This is a genomic window from Empedobacter sp. GD03865 (assembly GCF_029840775.1).
In the GTDB taxonomy this organism is placed as follows: Bacteria; Bacteroidota; Bacteroidia; order Flavobacteriales; family Weeksellaceae; genus Empedobacter; species Empedobacter falsenii_B.
The window spans coordinates 42,340-59,434 of sequence record NZ_JAOCDF010000007.1; the positions used below are offsets into that span (position 1 = coordinate 42,340).

Here is a 17,095-nt window from a genome sequence, read left to right on the forward strand (position 1 = left end):
AAATTTAAGCTTTGTAATCATATTTTCGCACCATCCAAATCCCAAAAATTAGATGTAAAAGCCCGAAACCGATAAACCAAAACAATAAACCATTGAAAATAAAATAGAAAGCCAATAACCCTAAAAAGATTTCGCACATTGCCAAATATTTTATTTCTACAATTGTGTCACGTTCTACCGTATACAAAGCTAAGCCGTAAAACAAAAGCGTTGCTGGAGCTACATAAGCAAAACTAAAATTATTGATAAAAATCAAACTTACTATTCCTCCAACGATTAAAACAAAAAGAAATTTACGCAATATTCGTTTTGTAACTGGATTTATAAATTTAACGCCATCTTTTGTCGATTTTCTGGTCATAAAAAAGAAACCTCCAATACATGCAACCATTAAGGTTATAATTCCTAAAATGAATAATTTAATTTCTAAATTTTTCATTAAAATAGGTGTCAATGTTCCTCTATAATTTACTTGAAGTGCATCTTGTAAAATTAAAACATAAGCGATAAAAGCAGAAATCATTCCCACTACTCCAACCCAAACACCACTCCATCCACTAATACTTGTGAATTTTGATGTGCGTTGCATCATTGATTTGATTTCGTTTAAACTTTCTACAGGATTATTTGTGCTCATATTAAAAGTACTTTGTAATTCAAAGTTAATATAAAAAATGATTCTGCAAAATATTTTTTCAAAAAAAATCCAATTTCTAAATGAAATTGGAATTAAAATATAATGAATGAATCAATTATTCTTAAGGATTTGTAGACCACAAAGAAGCTGATGCCAGCATTGCGCGTTTATCTAATTTTAATAAATCGACAATTAATTGAGCAAAATCTTCTGGCTGAAGCACTTTTTCTGGATTCCCGTCTGTGATTTTCAACACATCTTTTGACATCTCAGATGCAATTGTACTTGGAGTTAAAGTCGTAACACGAATGTTTTTCTTTCTCAATTCAAACATTAATGATTCTGATAAACCTATCAATCCCGCTTTTGAAGCTGAATAAGCAGAAGTTACTGCGTTTCCTTTTAATCCTGCTGTTGAAGATACATTGATAATATCACCACTTCCTAACTCTACCATCGAAGGAATTACTGCTTTAGAAACATAATATGGTCCAAATAAATTCGTACGCACAATCTCTTCCCAATCATTTTCTGGCATTTCCAAAAAACTTCCGAAAGCCGCAATACCGGCATTATTAATCAAAATATCAAACGCTCCAAAACTCTCAATTAATCGTTCAAGTTGCATTTTCACTTCAACTTTTTCGACTACATTAAAAATCGAATAATCCGCTTTTACTCCAAAACTTTTGATCTCTTCTACAGTTTCTTCTAATGTCTTTGTATTTCGTCCTGTCACAGCTACATTAACACCTTCTTTAGCCAATGCCAAAGCAACAGCTTTTCCTAAACCTCTACTACCTCCTGTGACTAAAGCATTTTTCCCTTTTAAATCTTGCATAATTATTTTATAATTAAAATTTTACAATTTATTTTTTTGAAGATTTTTTATGATTTTGAAGTACAAAGATAAACAACACAGATTTCTAAAAAAATATTTTTTATCTACTTAATTATAAGTATTTTTACTACTTAATCACACACTGAATGGATAAATATTTATTTTTTACTCTACTCCTTATCAACGTTCTCTCTTTTTTTTTATTTAAAATAGATAAAAAAAACTCAATTATTGGTAAAAGACGTGTATCTGAATTAGCACTTTGTTTTGTGACTTTGATTGGTGGAACAATTGGTTCTCTTATGTCAATGCAGATTTATCGTCATAAAACAAGAAAAAAGTCTTTTATTTTTAAAATAGTAATGATTATAGCAATACAATGTAGTTTATTATTTTTTTTAGTTGATCGAATTTAATTGTTCTAAAATTTAAATCTACGACCGTCTTTTTTCTCAGCTTGTTGTTTCTTTTGATTCAGTCTTTTTTGTTGAGAAGCTTTAGTAGGTTTAGTCTTTTTTCTAAACTTTGGAATAATCAATGCTTTTTCAACTAATTCTAACATTTTCTTTGTTGCAGATTCTTTATTGTCCAATTGAGAGCGAGATTCTTGCGAATTGATTTGTAAAAATCCTTCTGAATTAATCTTATTTTTTAGCTTTTCTGTGATTAATGCTTTTTCTTCATCAGAAAAAAATTGGGAATCTTCAACGTTCCATTTTGCTAAAACCATCGTTTCAACCTTGTTTACATTTTGCCCTCCTGCACCGCTACTTCTCGCTGTTTTATATGTTATTTCAGAAGAAAAATCTTTCATCACTTATTATTTTTATTGAATAAAATATGAGAAATCAAACAGATTAAAGTAAAAAAAACGCCAACAGCAACCACTCCATTCCATTGAAATTTATCCCACGCATTTGCTGCAATAAATGTTCCTAAAGATCCACCGATAAAATAGCTTGTCATGTAAACCGTATTCACTCGATTTCCTGCTTTGGCATCTAATCCAAAAATAATGGTTTGATTAGAAACATGCATTGCTTGTAAACCTAAATCGATCAAAATTACACCAACAATTAATCCCCAATATGTATAGCCAAATTCATAGAAAAATCCCCAAGAAATTAGCATAGTAATGATGGAATAAAAGATAATTTTTGATGTTGACAGAACTTTTGAAACTCTACCAACTAATGCAGCAGCTAATGCTCCTACTGCTCCAATTAATCCAAAAGCACCAGCAACATCGCTTCCGACAAAAAATGGTGCTTCTTCTAAGTGAAAAACCAATGTTGTCCAAAATGCACTAAATGCTGCAAAACCTGTAGCTCCTCGAAAAGAAGCTAATCTTAATTGCGGTTGATTTTTTACTAAATCGACAATCGATTTCATCAAATTACCATAAGTTCCTTTGAAATTTGGTTGTATTTCTGGTAAAAATATATAGATAAAAATCCATAGAACAAACATTAAAATTGCGCCTATCATATAAACTTCTCGCCATCCTAAATATTCACCAATAAAGCCACTAAAAACGCGAGAAAGTAGAATACCAACAAGCAAACCACTCATAACCATTCCGACAGCTTGCGCTTTTTTTTGAGGTTCAGCTAATTCAGCCGCCATTGGCACAAAAACTTGCGGAATAACTGAGGTGAAACCGATTAGAAAACTTAATGGAAAAAGCCAACTTACAGATGGTGCAAAATACATTCCCAAAAGAGCTACTATTATAAAAACAAAATCGATTAAGATCATTCGTTTTCGTTTCAGTAAATCTCCTAAAGGAATAATAAACAACAATCCACAAGCGTATCCAATTTGTGTTAACATTGCAATATTAGAAACTTTACTTTCGGAAACATTAAAATCTTTAGCGATTAATGACAATAATGGCTGATTGTAATAATTATTTGCCACAACCAAACCGCTCCCAATAATCATTATCCATAAAATGATTGGAGTTAATTTGGGTTTCATTTGTAAATTTTCCATTCTAATATTCACTTGCTTCAGTCAAAAGTTTAACATCATCATGAGATAATTGCACATTTACAGCTTCTACAAAAGCATCAAGATGTTGTTCCTTAGTTGCACTCGCAATGGGAGCTACAACAGTTTTCTGATCCATTAACCAAGCCAATGCAACTGCCGAATAAGAAATATTATATCGTGTAGAAATAGTTTGTAAAGCGTCCAAAATTTTGAATCCTCTTTCATTCAAATACTTTTTGATTCCATTACCGCGCAAACTTTGTTGTAAATCTTCTTCAGTTTTATATTTACCTGATAAAAAACCACTCGCTAAACTGTAATAAGGGATAACAGCTAAATTATATTTCTCTGCAACAGGTTGCAAAAATTCTTCAAAATGCTGACGATCATATAAATTATATTCAGGTTGCAAGGTTTTGTATTGCGGTAAATTATAAAGTTCTGATTTATCCAACGATTCAGTCAATCGCTCCGAAGAAAAATTAGAAGCTCCTATAAATCTCACTTTTCCTTCTTTTATCAATTGATTATAAGCGGATAAAGTTTCTTCTACAGGTGTATTTACATCATCATAATGAGTTTGATATAAGTCAATATAATCTGTTTGTAAACGGATAAGTGATTCTTCTACTTCTTTTAAGATATGAACTTTTGTAGTATTTGGCTTATCTTGAATCATATTTCGTCCACCTACTTTCGTTGCCAAAACGATTTGATCTCTCACCCCTCTCGATTTTAACCAATTTCCAATAATTCTCTCAGATTCTGTTCCAACATTGCCTTCAACCCAATACGAATAGTTATTTGCTGTATCTATCGCATTAAATCCTCGATCCAAAAATCCATCTAAAATTCGAAAAGATTCTTCTTCATTCAATGTCCAACCAAAAACATTTCCTCCGAAAAAAATTGGTTTTATCTCTAAATCTGTATTTCCTAATTGTACATTTTTCATGGGGATAAAGATAAAAAAAAGCTACTTTGCAGTAGCTTCTTGTTGTAAAATTTTTTGACTCACACGTCGAAAAATGTAACTTTTAAGATACTTTATGGTGTCTTCATAGGTTTAGAAAACAAAGCATCAAAGTTTAATACTTAGTTTGAAATCGATACCACAAATATATATACTGAATAATATCTATCATTAAAATAGAGTTCAGATTTCGTTAATTCACGTTTCAGCAAGGTGAATTGTGAATTTATTCAGGTGAAATTTTAATCAACTTTCAAAATCATTCGAACTTTTGTTCCTTTTTCATGAAAATTTATAAAAATATTTTCTTCAATATTACGATTAAGCAATTGTAAACGCTCATTAACTATCTTAAGTGCTTTCGAATCGTGAGTTTTATTTTGCGTAATTTGTGTTGTATTTCCTTTTCCGTTATCTTCAATAATTATTTCTAAATAATCAATTTTTATTCTAATAATCAATTTGATAATCGGTTGCAAATGGTTTTGATCAAATGCGTGAACAAAAGAATTTTCGATAATTGGCTGAATCAACATTGGCGGAATTTTGATACGATAAATATCCAATTGGCTATCAATTTGAACATCAAATTCTATTTTATTTTTCCATCTAAAATTCTCAACTTCAACATATAATTTCAAAAAATCAATTTCATCTTTCAAACTAATTTCATCTTTTGTTGAAAGATTTAACATCTGACGAATCAAATGAGAAAAACGTCCCAACGAATTTAACGCATTATCAATATCATTATCCAAAATATAAAACTGAATAGAATTCAACACATTGAAAATAAAATGCGGATTCATTTGCGATTGTAAAGCTGTTAACTTCGTTTCGGTTAATTGCCGCTCTAATTGCAAACGTTGATTTTCTTGAGTATTTTTTTCATTTAATTGACTAATTTTTAATTGATTAAATTTATTTAACGTCTTGATTTTATTTGTATTATAACGATAAATAATCAATCCTAAAGTTAAGACTGACAACAAAATAAAATAAATATTCAAGTAAAAAGGTTCGTCAACATTCAACGAAACCAAATCAATAATTTGTTTTTGTCCATTGCTTGTATCTGTTATTTCTAATTGAACACGATATTTACCATATGGTATATTCCGCAAATAAATAGATGGGTTATAAAAATACTCGTTCCACTTTTCATCAGGATTTACACGATATCTGTACTTATAACTTTGAGCAAAATTAGCATCAACCACAGCAAAATTTAATGTAATATTGTTCTCATTATTCTTTAAATTCAAATCTTTATCAATCAAATCAAACCACATAAATTTATCTATTCCAAAAGATTGATCATTAATTTTAAAACTTGTAATAATAATCTCTTTCGACTGATTTTTTTGCTTTAATAAATTCTCAAGATTTAACTTATAATATCCATTTTCTACACCAATTGTAGCCGTTTTTCCGTCAAAAATAGACGAATGTATATCCTTATTCACAAAACCTTGTTCGTTGCCAATCATATACGTTTTATTATTATTGAAAACGAGTAAATTACGATTGGTTCCAATCAGAATTGAGTTCCCAAAAATGTCAATTGAACTGATATTTTCCCCGCCAATTTCACGAATATTGATTACTTTTTTTGTGATTAATTCATCTCCTTTTACCTCTAAAATATAGACTTTCGCAAATTCTGTTGCAACCAACAACTGATTATCTCCAATGCATTTTATCATTTTAATTTTAGATTCATTAAACTGATTATTTTGCAAATAAGAAATAAAATTTCCATTTTCATACTTGAATAATCCATCCAAAGAAGAACCAAAAAATACAGCTTTTTTATTTTGACAAATCGAAACAACATCTTTCGGAACATTCGCTTGCGTAGCTGAATATGCGTAATATTTTAGATTATTCAGATCATCAAAAACCAAAATTCCTCCAAAAGGATTTGTCTGAATAAATTGATTATTAAAATATGTAAATTGACTTGTTCGATTAGGTAAATAATCTTTGAATTCTCCATTAAAATCTAACTCGAAAAGTCCTAAATTAGTTGCTATAATAAACGAATTATGACGAATAATCATTTTATAAAAACGAAGATTTTTTTCTTTCAAATCAAAATCAATTTCATAAAAATCTTTATTTGATTGACTTAAAAAATCTTTGAATTTTGACTTATTTCGAAGCATATATTGATAAAAAGCATTTCTCTTTATCTGCTTATTGAATACATTATTCTCTTGAAAATAAAGTCCTTCTGGTGTTAAAAAATATTGTGTATTCGCAACTTTTAGAATTTCAATGACTCTTTTATTATCAATCGTTGAAAAATCTAAAAAATGATTAAAATGAACTTCAAAAAGTCCTTTATCAGCACTTCCAACATAAATTAAATCATCCGTTTTACTACTAAAAACTCGATACGGATAATCCGAAGTGATTTTAAAATTTTCTGTTTGATCTGTTATTTTATTGTCCTTTAATTCGGCAACCATTCCATTTCCTGCACCCGTTTCGTAACCAGCTAATAAAAGAGAATGACGTTTATCTGAAATGTTGTGATTTCTAAAAACTGGAAAATCGTAGGTTTTAAAATTCAATTTTTTATTCAAAAAATCGTTTATCGAAATGATATTAAGACCTTTAGAAGATGACAAATACAAATCATTATTATTCAAAAAACTATAATTAATTCGATTGAAAGGATTGACCAACTTCAACTTATCGCGATGAACTTCATAAACACCATGATCTATTGTTGCAACATAAACCTTGTTTTGATATTCGAAAAAAGATACCGCTTCGAACACAATATTGTTATTTTTTTCAAAAGAAGGATTATAAATTTTCTTTGATTTTGTATCAATAATCGAAACACCACCTTGCGCAGCAACATATATTAAATCATCTAAATAAAATAAATTTCGAACACGATCCGAAACTAATCCTTTCGCTGTATTAATTTGTTCAAAACGTTGACCAGTAAATTTCAATATCCCTTGTCCGTAACTTCCGAACCAAACATTATATTGCCTATCTTCTATTATTGTCCAAACATTATTGTATTGTACTTTCTCGAAGCGTTTCATCATTTTGAAATTGTCCATGTCTTTCACAAATACGCCAAAACGAGTTCCAACCCACAAGATTTTACGAGAATCTTTGTAAACACTCAAAATCTCATTGGCAGGCAAGCCATTTTCGTACGTGTATTGTTTTGTCAGAACATATTGCGCAGAAAGTTGATGAGAACAAAGAAATAAAACAAGTAAAAAAATGAAGTTACGCAACCACATTCGATAAAATTTTATACCCCAAAGAAGTCACAGGAAGATTTAATTCACCATCTTTTGGATGACAATTCAGAATCAATAAATTGTTTCGTTTATCAAATTTTTTAGCAAAATTAATATTAACCAAATACGATCTATTGACACGGAAAAAATTGGTTTGATCAATTAAATTTTCTACTTCTTTCAACGTTTTAGTTACCATGTACGCCTCTTTTTCGGTAAAAATTGTACAATAACTATCATCTGCTTTACAATAAATAATATCTTCAATTTTCAGTACCAAAACCTCTGTTATAGATGGAATAAATATAATTCCATGCTCATTTTTGAAAACATCTTTCAGATTATCAGTTTCTACTTCATCTTCAAAATCATCTGCAATATTAATAATCTCTTTCGTTATTTTTGTTTGATTTTGACGCTCTACAAAACGATTCAATAATACTTTAAGATCAGAAATTGAAATAGGTTTCATCAAATAACCCAAACATCCCCATTGATTTACAGCTTCTAAAATATAGTCTGAATGAGCTGTTGTGAAAATGACATCAAACGTAATATCATCGAAATAATCAAATAATTTAAACCCAAATTCCTCTGGCATGTGAATATCCAAAAAAACGATATCTGGTTGATTTTCCTTAATTTTTTCAACGCCTTCTTTTACAGAATTTGCAGTATCAATGGAAACAAAAAAATCTGGCAAAGCATGTTGAATAATTTTCTTTAACCCTTGTTGAGCAAAGTGTTCATCATCTATAATAAGAGCTTTGTAATGATTCATTTGAGTTTAATTTGTTACAAATATAAACTAAAAAAGGATGCTCCGTAGAACATCCTTTGATTATGATTGAAGTAATATTTTTAAACTCTTTTCGATTTTAATTGTAAAAAGATTGCTGCAATTATTGATCCTACCGAAGCCATAATAAAGCCAACCCACAATTGCGAATTAAATCCTAACCCCATTGCAATCGGAATTCCTCCTAAAAATGCACCTAAAGCATTTCCGATATTAAAACTTGCTTGACCAGCTGCTGCGGCTAAAGTTTCGGATCCTTTTCCGTTATTAATCAACATCATTTGAATTGGCGAACCAATTGTAAACGCAATTAATCCTGTAATAAACGACATGATGTACGCCATAATTTGTATATGAGAAGTGAAATAAACAATCACTAAACAAACCGCCATCGACGCAAAAGAGATGATTGCAGCTTTATTTGGAGACATGGTGTCTGCCAATTTTCCACCTATAAAATTACCTACAAACATTCCTAGACCAATCAAAGTCATAATAATTGGAATTTTTGTTTTGGGTAAATCTGCTACGTTTGTCATTAACGGAGAAATGTAACTTATCCACGCAAATAATCCTGAAGTTCCGATAGAAATCATCACAATTAATACCCAAGCTTCCCATTTTTTGAAGAAACTTAATTGTTCTACCAAACTTCCTTTGTTTGTATTTTTAAGATTCGGAACCCAAAGAGAAATCGCTAACATCGTGATTAATCCTAAACTTGCAATAATCCCAAATGTTAATCGCCACGAAAAAACTTGTCCTAATTTCGTCCCTAATGGAACACCTACCAAATTCGCAAACGTTAATCCTGCAAACATAATCGAAATGGCTTGCGCTTCTTTTCCTTTTGTTGCTAATTGTGCAGCCACTACAGACCCTACACCGAAGAATGCTCCATGAGGTAAACCAGACATAAAACGAGCAATTAATAAGGTATTGTAACTTGGTGCAATAACAAAAAGTGAATTAAAAATGGTAAACAATAACATAAAAAAGATTAAAACTTTTTTAGGCGAATATTTACTTGTAGCCATGATCAATGTTGGAGCTCCAACCATTACGCCCATTGCATACATTGATATAAAATTCCCTGCTGTTGGAATTGAAATATTCAAATCTTTTGCAAAATCTTCTAAAACTCCCATCATCGAAAATTCCGTCATTCCGATGGCTAAACCTCCCATTGCTAAGGCAAGTAAACTCTTTTTTACCATTTATTCTTCTATTCTTCGTATAATTCTATCGGCAAACCGTCGGGATCTTCAAAAAAAGTAAACTTCTTTTGCGTGTATTCATCCACACGAATTGGCTCTACCATCACATTCAACTGCGTTAATTTTTCTACTTCATTTTCTATATTTTCCACAGCAAAAGCAATATGTCTCAATCCAGAAGCTTCTGGTCGAGAAACACGTTTTGGTGGATTAGGAAAAGAAAATAATTCGATGCAGTAATAATTTTGCAAAGCTAAATCTAATTTATAAGAATCACGTTCTTTTCGGTAAACTTCTTGCACAATTTCGAATCCTAAAATTTCTGTGTAAAAATGTTTTGATTTTTGATAATCCGAACAAATGATTGCAATATGATGAATTTTTTTTAATGCTAACATAATTTATGCGTAATGATTATTTTTTGCTCTTTCATATTGTGGCAACCACTTTATATCTTCTTCTAACTCTTTTGCAGCACGTAATGCGAAATATGGATCGCGTAATAATTCTCTTCCTAAAAAGATTAAATCTGCTTTTTCATTTTGAAGAATTTCTTCGGCTTGTTTTGGCTCAAAAATTAATCCAACAGCTCCAGTAATGATTTCGACTTGGTTTTTAATTTCATTTGCGAATGGAACTTGATAATTTTTTTTGACATCAATTTTTTGATGACTCACTCCTCCTCCAGACGAAACATCAATCACTTCTACTCCATTTTGTTTTAAAATTTTACACAATTCGATTGTTTCTTCTAAATTCCAACCATTTTCTGCCCAATCCGAAGCTGACAAACGAACCCAAAGCGATTGAGTTGTAATGTATTTTTGCATTTCAGCAACAATTTCCAACACAAAACGAATTCTATTTTCGAAACTTCCACCATATTCATCTGTTCTATTATTAATTAAAGGTGACAAAAACTGATGAACCAAATAACCATGCGCGCCATGAATTTCTAAAATTTCAAAACCAGATTTTATAGCACGCTCTGTTGCTTTTCCCCATTCTTTTACAATATTTTCAATTTCTGAAACTGATAATTCATGTGGGGTTTCATCCAATTCATTAAAAGGTAAACTAGAACTCGAAACCGTTTTCCAACCATTTTTTTCGTCAGATTTTATTTGATTGTGTCCCAACCAAGGTTTTTCTGTACTTGCTTTTCGTCCTGCATGCGCTAACTGAATCCCAGGAACGCAATTGTATTTTTTGATTTCAGAAGTTAATTTTTGATACGCTTCGATATGTTCATCTTTCCAAATTCCTAAATCACCATATGAAATTCGACCTTCTACAACAACCGCGGTAGCTTCTTGTATAATCGCCGAAACATTACCTACTGCACGCGAAACATAATGTTGAAAATGCCAATCATTTGGAAAACCATCTTCCGAAGAATATTGGCACATTGGCGACATAATAATTCTATTTTTTAATGAAATAGATTCATTTATATTGATTGATTCAAATAATTTGCTCATTACTTGTTTTTTTGACTTGATTAATTTGGAATAAAATTCGTGAATTTGATTGATTTCTTAAAATGATTAAGCTTAAAAATTGTTTAAATTCTAATCTTTCATAAAAATTAAAAAAGCTTGAAAATACGTGAAATCACAAATAATTTTAACAATTTATTTAAAACTGACAAAAAACATAAATTTAAAAAAATCTAATAATCAATCCGATATCATAGTAAATATCTAAGGTTCAGAATAATTTTTAATAAATCTTTCATTGTTTCTTAGTTTGTTCGTAATTTTACAAAAAAGTGAATTTTGGAAAAGAAAAAGATTGTCATTTTAGGTGCTGGATTTGCCGGACTTAAATTAGCCCGTAAATTAAATAATAACCCACACTTTTCTGTTACACTTATTGACCGCTATAATTACCACCAATTTCAACCCTTATTTTATCAGGTTGCAACTGCAGCGATTAACGCAAGTGATATTTCGTTCCCTATTCGAAAAGTATTTCAAGGGAGTAAAAATGTTAGCGTTCGTTTAGCCGAAGTTACAGCAATTAAGAAAGATCAAAATATTGTTGAAACCACAATCGGGGATTTTTCCTACGACTATTTGGTTGTTGCCATGGGATGTACCACAAATTTCTTCGGGAACAAACAAATTGAGGAATTATCTTTCCCAATGAAATCGACAAATGAAGCTTTAACGCTTAAAAATCGATTATTAACAAACTTCGAGAGTGCATATTCTGCAGAATCTCCAGAAGAATTGGAAGAAATTATGAATATTGTCGTTGTAGGTGGAGGACCAACAGGAGTTGAGCTTTCAGGTGCAATTGCGCAAATGAAAAAATTCATTCTTCCGAAAGATTATCCAGATTTAGATTTCTCTAAATTGAATATTTATTTGATTGAAGGAGGTCCAAATTTATTAGGTCCAATGTCTGAATTGGCGCACAAAAAGTCTTATGAATATTTGACAAATATGGGCGTAAATGTTTGGACAGAAGGTCGCGTAACTGACTACGATGGAAAAACAATTTCTTTGGCTGATGGTCGTACAATCAATACTCGAAATTTGATTTGGGCTGCTGGAGTTATGGGAAATGTGCCTGAAGGAGCAGTAAAACAAGAAGATTTGCAACGAGGAAATCGTTTGAAAGTAGATCGTACTTCTAAAGTTTTAGGAACTGAAAACATTTATGCAATTGGAGATATTTCTTCGATGGAAACACCGAAGTATCCTCATGGACATCCACAATTAGCACGTGTTGCAGGAGATCAAGCTGAACAATTGGCGAAAAACTTTGACAAATTAGGACAAGGTTTATCTGAAGATAAATTGACATTGTTCGAATACAAAGATCCAGGTTCTATGGCAACAATTGGTAAACGCAAAGCAGTTGTCGATTTACCTAAATTCTCTTTCTCTGGACGTTTGGCATGGTTTACATGGATGTTTTTGCACTTGATGTTAATCTTGACTGTACGTAACAAATTAGCTATTTTCTTAAACTGGGCACAAACTTATTTTACAAATGATTCATCATTACGTATTATTGTTCGTCCAACGAAAAAAGATTTTAGATTTAATTTGAAAGGTTATCGCCGTTTCCCAAAGAATCGTGATAAAGAAGTAGAAGCTTAATCAAAAAAGTATATCAATAAAAAACACCGCTAAAAATTTAGCGGAGTTTTTTTTATCTATAAATTGAAATTTTATTTTCTTGCAGAAGGTCTTCTCACTCCTGTTTTTACTCTTTCTGTTGTTGCTGATTTTGCATTTACAGCACCTTTTGCAGATTTGTTGTATAATTGAATGAAATCAAACAATCCGTCAAAATCACCCGTCAATGTTTTACCATTCGAAACTCTCAAAGCAAAGTTTGTAGACAATAAACTTCTGTTATAAGGATCAAAATAATTTTTTAAGTTAATAGATCCTGAAGAGAAATCTGTATCTAATAATGCAAATGTTCCTGAATTAAGAACTGGTACATAATTTTGCATAATAGGATCTTCGTAATATTCGATATAATCCAATCCTCTATCATTATTTTCTGTTACGTAAGTTCCATTAAAATTTAAATCACCTCTTTGAAAGATTTCTAAATACAAATAAGAGCCATATAATTTTCCATTTTTAGGAACCGGATTCGTCGATAACTCTACACTATAATAATATCCTCCATCTGCTTTTTCAATATCAGCTACAACTGCATTTCGAAGCGGAAAAGAAACGCCATCATAATTGATTTGTCCAACATTTACAATTTCTGGTCCGTTGTCATAGTATCCATCATCATTATTCACACAAGATGTTAATGATATAGACGAGACCGTTAACATTGCTAAAAATATAATTTTTTTCATAATTTCTAAATTTTCAAACTAATTATAATGCCAATATTACAAATAGCGTGCTAAAAAATAACAACAACCAGTTTTGGCATAAAAAAAGTGTCACACAAACGTGCAACACTTTGATATTAAATAAAATATTTTTTAACAGAAAATTATCCTTTGATAACGATTTCCATTTTTTCTTGCTCTTCTAAAGCCAATTCCAAATCAACCAAGATACGTCCTGAATGTTCATCAGCGATAATTTTTTTACGTTGAGCGATATCCATCTGTCTTTGTGGTGGAATTGTAAAGAAAGATCCCGCAGAAGCTCCACGTTGTACAGGAACAACAGCTAAACCATTTTTCACAGAATTTCTGATACGGCTGTAAGCATCTAATAATCTTTGTTCGATTTTAGCAGAATATTCAGAAGATAATTTCAATAAATTACTTTCTTCTTTTTCTGTATCTTTTACAATTGTATCCAACTCAGCTTGTTTGTGAGATAAATGCTCTTTCATTGAATTTAATTTTGCATTAAATTCTTCAACTTGTGCATTTTTTTGAGAAATTTTAACTGTAAACTCGCGAATACGTTTTTCAGATAACTCAATTTCCAAACCTTGATACTCAACTTCTTTAGCTAAAGCATCAAATTCTCTGTTATTTCGTACGTTATCTTGTTGTTTCGTGTATTTTTTAATTAAAGCTTCAGCATTTTTGATTGCTTCTTTCTTCAATTTAATTTCTTCATCCAAACCTTTAGTTTCGTCAACTATTTTTTGGATTCTCGTTTCTAATTGTGCAACATCGTCGCTCAAATCTTCAACTTCTAAAGGTAATTCACCTCTTGTGTTTCTGATTTCATCTAAACGTGAATCAATTAATTGCAAGTCGTATAACGCGCGAAGTTTTTCTTCTACGCTTAGTTCTTTGATATTTTTTGTTTCAGACATAGTTAACAATAATTAACAGGATTGGTATTAATTCCAGAATTAAAGACCACAAAATTAGTAAATTTTTCTTTAAGATACGAAGTTATTAAGTTTTTTGTAAACTGTTCCGATTCAAAATGTCCAATATCTGCCAAAACAAGCTTATTTTCAGCTGTAAAAAAATCGTGATATTTCAAATCAGCCGTGATATAAATGTCCGCTCCAGCCGAAATTGCATTTTTTATTCCAAATGCGCCAGAACCTCCAAGTACAGCAACCTTCTTTATTTTTTTGTTTAATAATTTCGAGTGACGAATAACGGGTGTATTCATTTGAGTTTTTAGATAATTGAAAAAATCGAGTTCTTCCATTTCATTTTCCAACTCTCCAATCATTCCAATTCCAATATAATTATTTTGATTATTCAACGAAATAACAGAATAAGCAACTTCTTCGTACGGATGATTTTTGAATAAAGCATTCATCACATCACCTTCCAAATGTTGCGGAACAATAACCTCTATTCGCGTTTCGTTTACTGCTTCCAATTTCCCTATTTCGCCAATAAACGGATTTGCACCAGCAGTTGGTCGATAATTTCCTTCGCCTTCTATCGCAAAACCACACGAATCATAATTCCCAATTTTTCCTGCACCCGCTTCATACAACGCAAATTTCAATTGGTCAGCATGTTCTGTTGGTACATAGGTAATTAATTGTTTGATAGTTTGCAATTTTGGAATAAGAATTTTCGTATTCAATAAAGCTAATTGTTCAGAAATTTTGAAATTAACTCCAACTTTCGAATTATCTAAAGCTGTATGCGTTGCATAAATATTAATTCCATTTTTGATTGCTGTCATCACAGCTTTTTCAACATAATTTTTTCCGTTCAATTTCTTTAAACCAGAAAAAATAATTGGATGAAAACTCACAATCAAATTACAATTTTTCTCAATCGCTTCTTCCACAACTTCTGGTGTTGTGTCCAACGTTACCAAGATCTCTGTTACCTCATTATTGTAATCACCAACTAGCAATCCAACATTGTCAAAATCCTCTGCATACGCCAAAGGCGCTATTTCTTCCATCGCCAAAGCGACATCTTTTACTCGTATCATTTCTCTTTTAAAAGCAATTTTTCTGTAGGCAAATCATTTTCGATGCCTTTCCAATACGATTCAAAATTAAACTTTTCTAACAACTTTCTTGAAGCAACATTATCAGGATCGATGACAGCCATTACTTGCAAATCAGGAAATTTTTCTTTTGATTCTGCTAATAAATGTTCGCAAATCATTGATCCAAAACCTTTTCTCCAAAATTCTTTTTTCAATAAATAACCTATTTCAAGTGAATTTTCGATATGTTTGTTATACACCAATTTACAATCACCTAAAAGTGTGTCGTTTTCGTCATAAACCTTAAAAAAACCAAGGTTTTCGTTAACGCTACCTTTTTCTAAGATTGATGTAAATTTGTGATTTGCTTGCTCTTCATTCAAACCTTTTCCAGAGATATATTTCATCACTTCGTCGTCCTGAACAAGTTTAAAAAAGTTATTAAAATCTGTAGGTTTATATTTTTCGAACCGAATTTTCTTCATGAAATTTTGTTAATGCTTTTAATAAATTGATTTGATTAATCGTACGATTTAGATTTTGTTTTGGATAAGAAATCGAATAATAAATATCGTTTTCTAAATAATCTGCCAAAAATCTAACCGCCTGAATATAAATCACAATATACGCAACAAAATCCATATTTTCGATCTCTATTGGTTGTAAATCATATTTTAAATGTTCTAAAAACCCATTTTTAACCGCTTTATAATAATCAGGTTCAAACAATTTTTCAGGATTAGGATCATCTTCTGCTTTCAGATTTGCATATGTACGAATCATATCTCCAAAATCGCACAAAATATTTCCTGGCATTATTGTATCCCAATCTATCACAGCAATTGCTTGCGAATGATTATCATTATTGAATAAGAAATTACTAATTTTTGCATCAGCATGAACGACACGTTTTGGGAAATCTATTTCTAAATATTTTTCAACTTGATACAGATTATCCAAAATATAAGCAACTTCTTCTTTCGTTTCTTCTAAACGCTCTGTTGAAGCATTTTTCAATGCATTTTTGAAATCATTTACACGTTTATGATAATCTAAAAACCCGACAATCGAAGGATGAATTTCATCAACATTAACATCTAACAAATACGAATGAAATTCACTAATTGTTTTCGCCGCTTCGTATGCTTGTTCCGCAGATTCCACTTTCTCAAAACAAATAGAATTTGGAATAAAAGAAGTCATCCTCCAAATTTCTCCATCTTCTTTTGCTAATAAATTTCCTTGCAAATCTTTTACAATTTCGATTACCGAATTTTGATAATTCTTTGCTTTTAGATGACGAGAAATGATGTCAATATTGTTAGAAATTACTTCTGGTTGAGGAAAAACGTGCGTGTTTATTTTTTGTAAAATATTTTTTTTTCCTTCGTACTCAACTTCATAAGTAGAATTAATCCAACCAGAACTGATTGGATTAACACTAACTTGATCTATATTTTCGAAATAATGTTTTAATATTTTCTCCATTAT

17 protein-coding genes are annotated in these 17,095 nt (G+C 30.7%); 2 read left to right on the forward strand and 15 right to left on the reverse strand.

Features of this window, described 5'->3' with window-relative positions:
- Positions 1–4: 4 nt before the first annotated feature.
- Both N5D46_RS04345 and N5D46_RS04350 read right to left on the reverse strand, forming a co-directional pair.
- Complete coding sequence (locus N5D46_RS04345) at positions 5–637, reverse strand: hypothetical protein (RefSeq protein ID WP_280036168.1); 633 nt, start codon at positions 635–637, stop codon at positions 5–7.
- A gap of 121 nt (positions 638–758) precedes the next feature.
- A complete protein-coding gene (locus N5D46_RS04350; RefSeq protein ID WP_038331245.1) occupies positions 759–1,478 on the reverse strand; it encodes a 3-ketoacyl-ACP reductase in 720 nt (239 codons plus the stop codon).
- 146 nt (positions 1,479–1,624) lie between these two features.
- On the opposite strand from N5D46_RS04350, the gene N5D46_RS04355 reads away from it, so the two are divergent.
- Positions 1,625–1,894: a DUF1294 domain-containing protein gene (locus N5D46_RS04355; RefSeq protein ID WP_125349280.1), complete on the forward strand. Its 270-nt coding sequence runs from the start codon at positions 1,625–1,627 to the stop codon at positions 1,892–1,894.
- Between the two features lie 5 nt (positions 1,895–1,899).
- Here the strand turns inward: N5D46_RS04355 and arfB are convergent, their stop codons facing one another.
- The 8 genes from arfB to N5D46_RS04395 form a co-directional block, all read right to left on the reverse strand.
- Positions 1,900–2,292, reverse strand: a complete 393-nt coding sequence (gene arfB / locus N5D46_RS04360) for an alternative ribosome rescue aminoacyl-tRNA hydrolase ArfB (RefSeq protein WP_221856281.1) — start codon at positions 2,290–2,292, stop codon at positions 1,900–1,902.
- Complete coding sequence (locus tag N5D46_RS04365) at positions 2,292–3,473, reverse strand: MFS transporter (protein ID WP_125349278.1); 1,182 nt, start codon at positions 3,471–3,473, stop codon at positions 2,292–2,294. The genes arfB and N5D46_RS04365 overlap by 1 nt, the downstream gene beginning before the upstream one ends.
- Before the next feature lies 1 nt (position 3,474).
- Positions 3,475–4,428: an aldo/keto reductase gene (locus N5D46_RS04370; protein WP_280049275.1), complete on the reverse strand. Its 954-nt coding sequence runs from the start codon at positions 4,426–4,428 to the stop codon at positions 3,475–3,477.
- A gap of 260 nt (positions 4,429–4,688) precedes the next feature.
- Entirely contained in the window at positions 4,689–7,721 is a 3,033-nt protein-coding gene (locus N5D46_RS04375) for a histidine kinase (RefSeq protein ID WP_280049276.1), read from the reverse strand.
- Positions 7,708–8,502 carry a LytTR family DNA-binding domain-containing protein gene (locus N5D46_RS04380; protein ID WP_280049277.1) on the reverse strand — a complete coding sequence of 265 codons (795 nt, stop codon included), beginning with the start codon at positions 8,500–8,502 and terminating at the stop codon, positions 7,708–7,710. Before N5D46_RS04380 ends, N5D46_RS04375 begins: the two co-directional genes overlap by 14 nt.
- Before the next feature lie 80 nt (positions 8,503–8,582).
- Positions 8,583–9,737: an MFS transporter gene (locus tag N5D46_RS04385; RefSeq protein WP_115000887.1), complete on the reverse strand. Its 1,155-nt coding sequence runs from the start codon at positions 9,735–9,737 to the stop codon at positions 8,583–8,585.
- An 8-nt stretch (positions 9,738–9,745) separates the two neighbouring features.
- Complete coding sequence (locus N5D46_RS04390) at positions 9,746–10,135, reverse strand: VOC family protein (protein ID WP_125349274.1); 390 nt, start codon at positions 10,133–10,135, stop codon at positions 9,746–9,748.
- Positions 10,136–10,138: 3 nt separating this feature from the next.
- Positions 10,139–11,218, reverse strand: coding sequence for an NADH:flavin oxidoreductase/NADH oxidase (locus N5D46_RS04395; protein WP_280049278.1), 1,080 nt, complete (start codon positions 11,216–11,218; stop codon positions 10,139–10,141).
- Positions 11,219–11,515: 297 nt separating this feature from the next.
- Between N5D46_RS04395 and N5D46_RS04400 the strand changes: the two genes are divergently transcribed.
- Positions 11,516–12,850, forward strand: a complete 1,335-nt coding sequence (locus N5D46_RS04400) for an NAD(P)/FAD-dependent oxidoreductase (RefSeq protein ID WP_115000890.1) — start codon at positions 11,516–11,518, stop codon at positions 12,848–12,850.
- A gap of 71 nt (positions 12,851–12,921) precedes the next feature.
- On the opposite strand, the gene N5D46_RS04405 is transcribed toward N5D46_RS04400, so the two are convergent.
- From N5D46_RS04405 to N5D46_RS04425, 5 genes are all read right to left on the reverse strand, one after another.
- Positions 12,922–13,575 (reverse strand): hypothetical protein, encoded by a 654-nt coding sequence (locus N5D46_RS04405; RefSeq protein ID WP_219034331.1) that lies wholly within the window; start codon positions 13,573–13,575, stop codon positions 12,922–12,924.
- Between the two features lie 143 nt (positions 13,576–13,718).
- Positions 13,719–14,504 carry a hypothetical protein gene (locus tag N5D46_RS04410; RefSeq protein ID WP_125349270.1) on the reverse strand — a complete coding sequence of 262 codons (786 nt, stop codon included), beginning with the start codon at positions 14,502–14,504 and terminating at the stop codon, positions 13,719–13,721.
- Between the two features lie 2 nt (positions 14,505–14,506).
- A complete protein-coding gene (locus N5D46_RS04415) occupies positions 14,507–15,601 on the reverse strand; it encodes a Nif3-like dinuclear metal center hexameric protein (protein WP_185144134.1) in 1,095 nt (364 codons plus the stop codon).
- On the reverse strand, positions 15,601–16,089 hold the full coding sequence (locus N5D46_RS04420; RefSeq protein WP_115000896.1) for a GNAT family N-acetyltransferase: 489 nt from the start codon (positions 16,087–16,089) through the stop codon (positions 15,601–15,603). The genes N5D46_RS04415 and N5D46_RS04420 overlap by 1 nt, the downstream gene beginning before the upstream one ends.
- Positions 16,061–17,092 carry an aminoglycoside phosphotransferase family protein gene (locus N5D46_RS04425; protein WP_280049279.1) on the reverse strand — a complete coding sequence of 344 codons (1,032 nt, stop codon included), beginning with the start codon at positions 17,090–17,092 and terminating at the stop codon, positions 16,061–16,063. The genes N5D46_RS04420 and N5D46_RS04425 overlap by 29 nt, the downstream gene beginning before the upstream one ends.
- Positions 17,093–17,095: the final 3 nt, after the last annotated feature.

Excerpts from the sequence above, each read along its gene's own strand:
- N5D46_RS04410 (WP_125349270.1), bottom strand. The coding sequence starts at position 14,504 with ATGTCTGAAACAAAAAATATCAAAGAACTAAGCGTAGAAGAAAAACTT.
- N5D46_RS04345 (WP_280036168.1), bottom strand. The coding sequence starts at position 637 with ATGAGCACAAATAATCCTGTAGAAAGTTTAAACGAAATCAAATCAATG.
- N5D46_RS04350 (WP_038331245.1), bottom strand. The coding sequence starts at position 1,478 with ATGCAAGATTTAAAAGGGAAAAATGCTTTAGTCACAGGAGGTAGTAGA.
- N5D46_RS04385 (WP_115000887.1), bottom strand. The coding sequence starts at position 9,737 with ATGGTAAAAAAGAGTTTACTTGCCTTAGCAATGGGAGGTTTAGCCATC.
- arfB (WP_221856281.1), bottom strand. The coding sequence starts at position 2,292 with ATGAAAGATTTTTCTTCTGAAATAACATATAAAACAGCGAGAAGTAGC.
- N5D46_RS04405 (WP_219034331.1), bottom strand. The coding sequence starts at position 13,575 with ATGAAAAAAATTATATTTTTAGCAATGTTAACGGTCTCGTCTATATCA.
- N5D46_RS04420 (WP_115000896.1), bottom strand. The coding sequence starts at position 16,089 with ATGAAGAAAATTCGGTTCGAAAAATATAAACCTACAGATTTTAATAAC.
- N5D46_RS04375 (WP_280049276.1), bottom strand. The coding sequence starts at position 7,721 with ATGTGGTTGCGTAACTTCATTTTTTTACTTGTTTTATTTCTTTGTTCT.
- N5D46_RS04425 (WP_280049279.1), bottom strand. The coding sequence starts at position 17,092 with ATGGAGAAAATATTAAAACATTATTTCGAAAATATAGATCAAGTTAGT.
- N5D46_RS04370 (WP_280049275.1), bottom strand. The coding sequence starts at position 4,428 with ATGAAAAATGTACAATTAGGAAATACAGATTTAGAGATAAAACCAATT.
- N5D46_RS04365 (WP_125349278.1), bottom strand. The coding sequence starts at position 3,473 with ATGGAAAATTTACAAATGAAACCCAAATTAACTCCAATCATTTTATGG.
- N5D46_RS04395 (WP_280049278.1), bottom strand. The coding sequence starts at position 11,218 with ATGAGCAAATTATTTGAATCAATCAATATAAATGAATCTATTTCATTA.
- N5D46_RS04355 (WP_125349280.1), top strand. The coding sequence starts at position 1,625 with ATGGATAAATATTTATTTTTTACTCTACTCCTTATCAACGTTCTCTCT.
- N5D46_RS04380 (WP_280049277.1), bottom strand. The coding sequence starts at position 8,502 with ATGAATCATTACAAAGCTCTTATTATAGATGATGAACACTTTGCTCAA.
- N5D46_RS04390 (WP_125349274.1), bottom strand. The coding sequence starts at position 10,135 with ATGTTAGCATTAAAAAAAATTCATCATATTGCAATCATTTGTTCGGAT.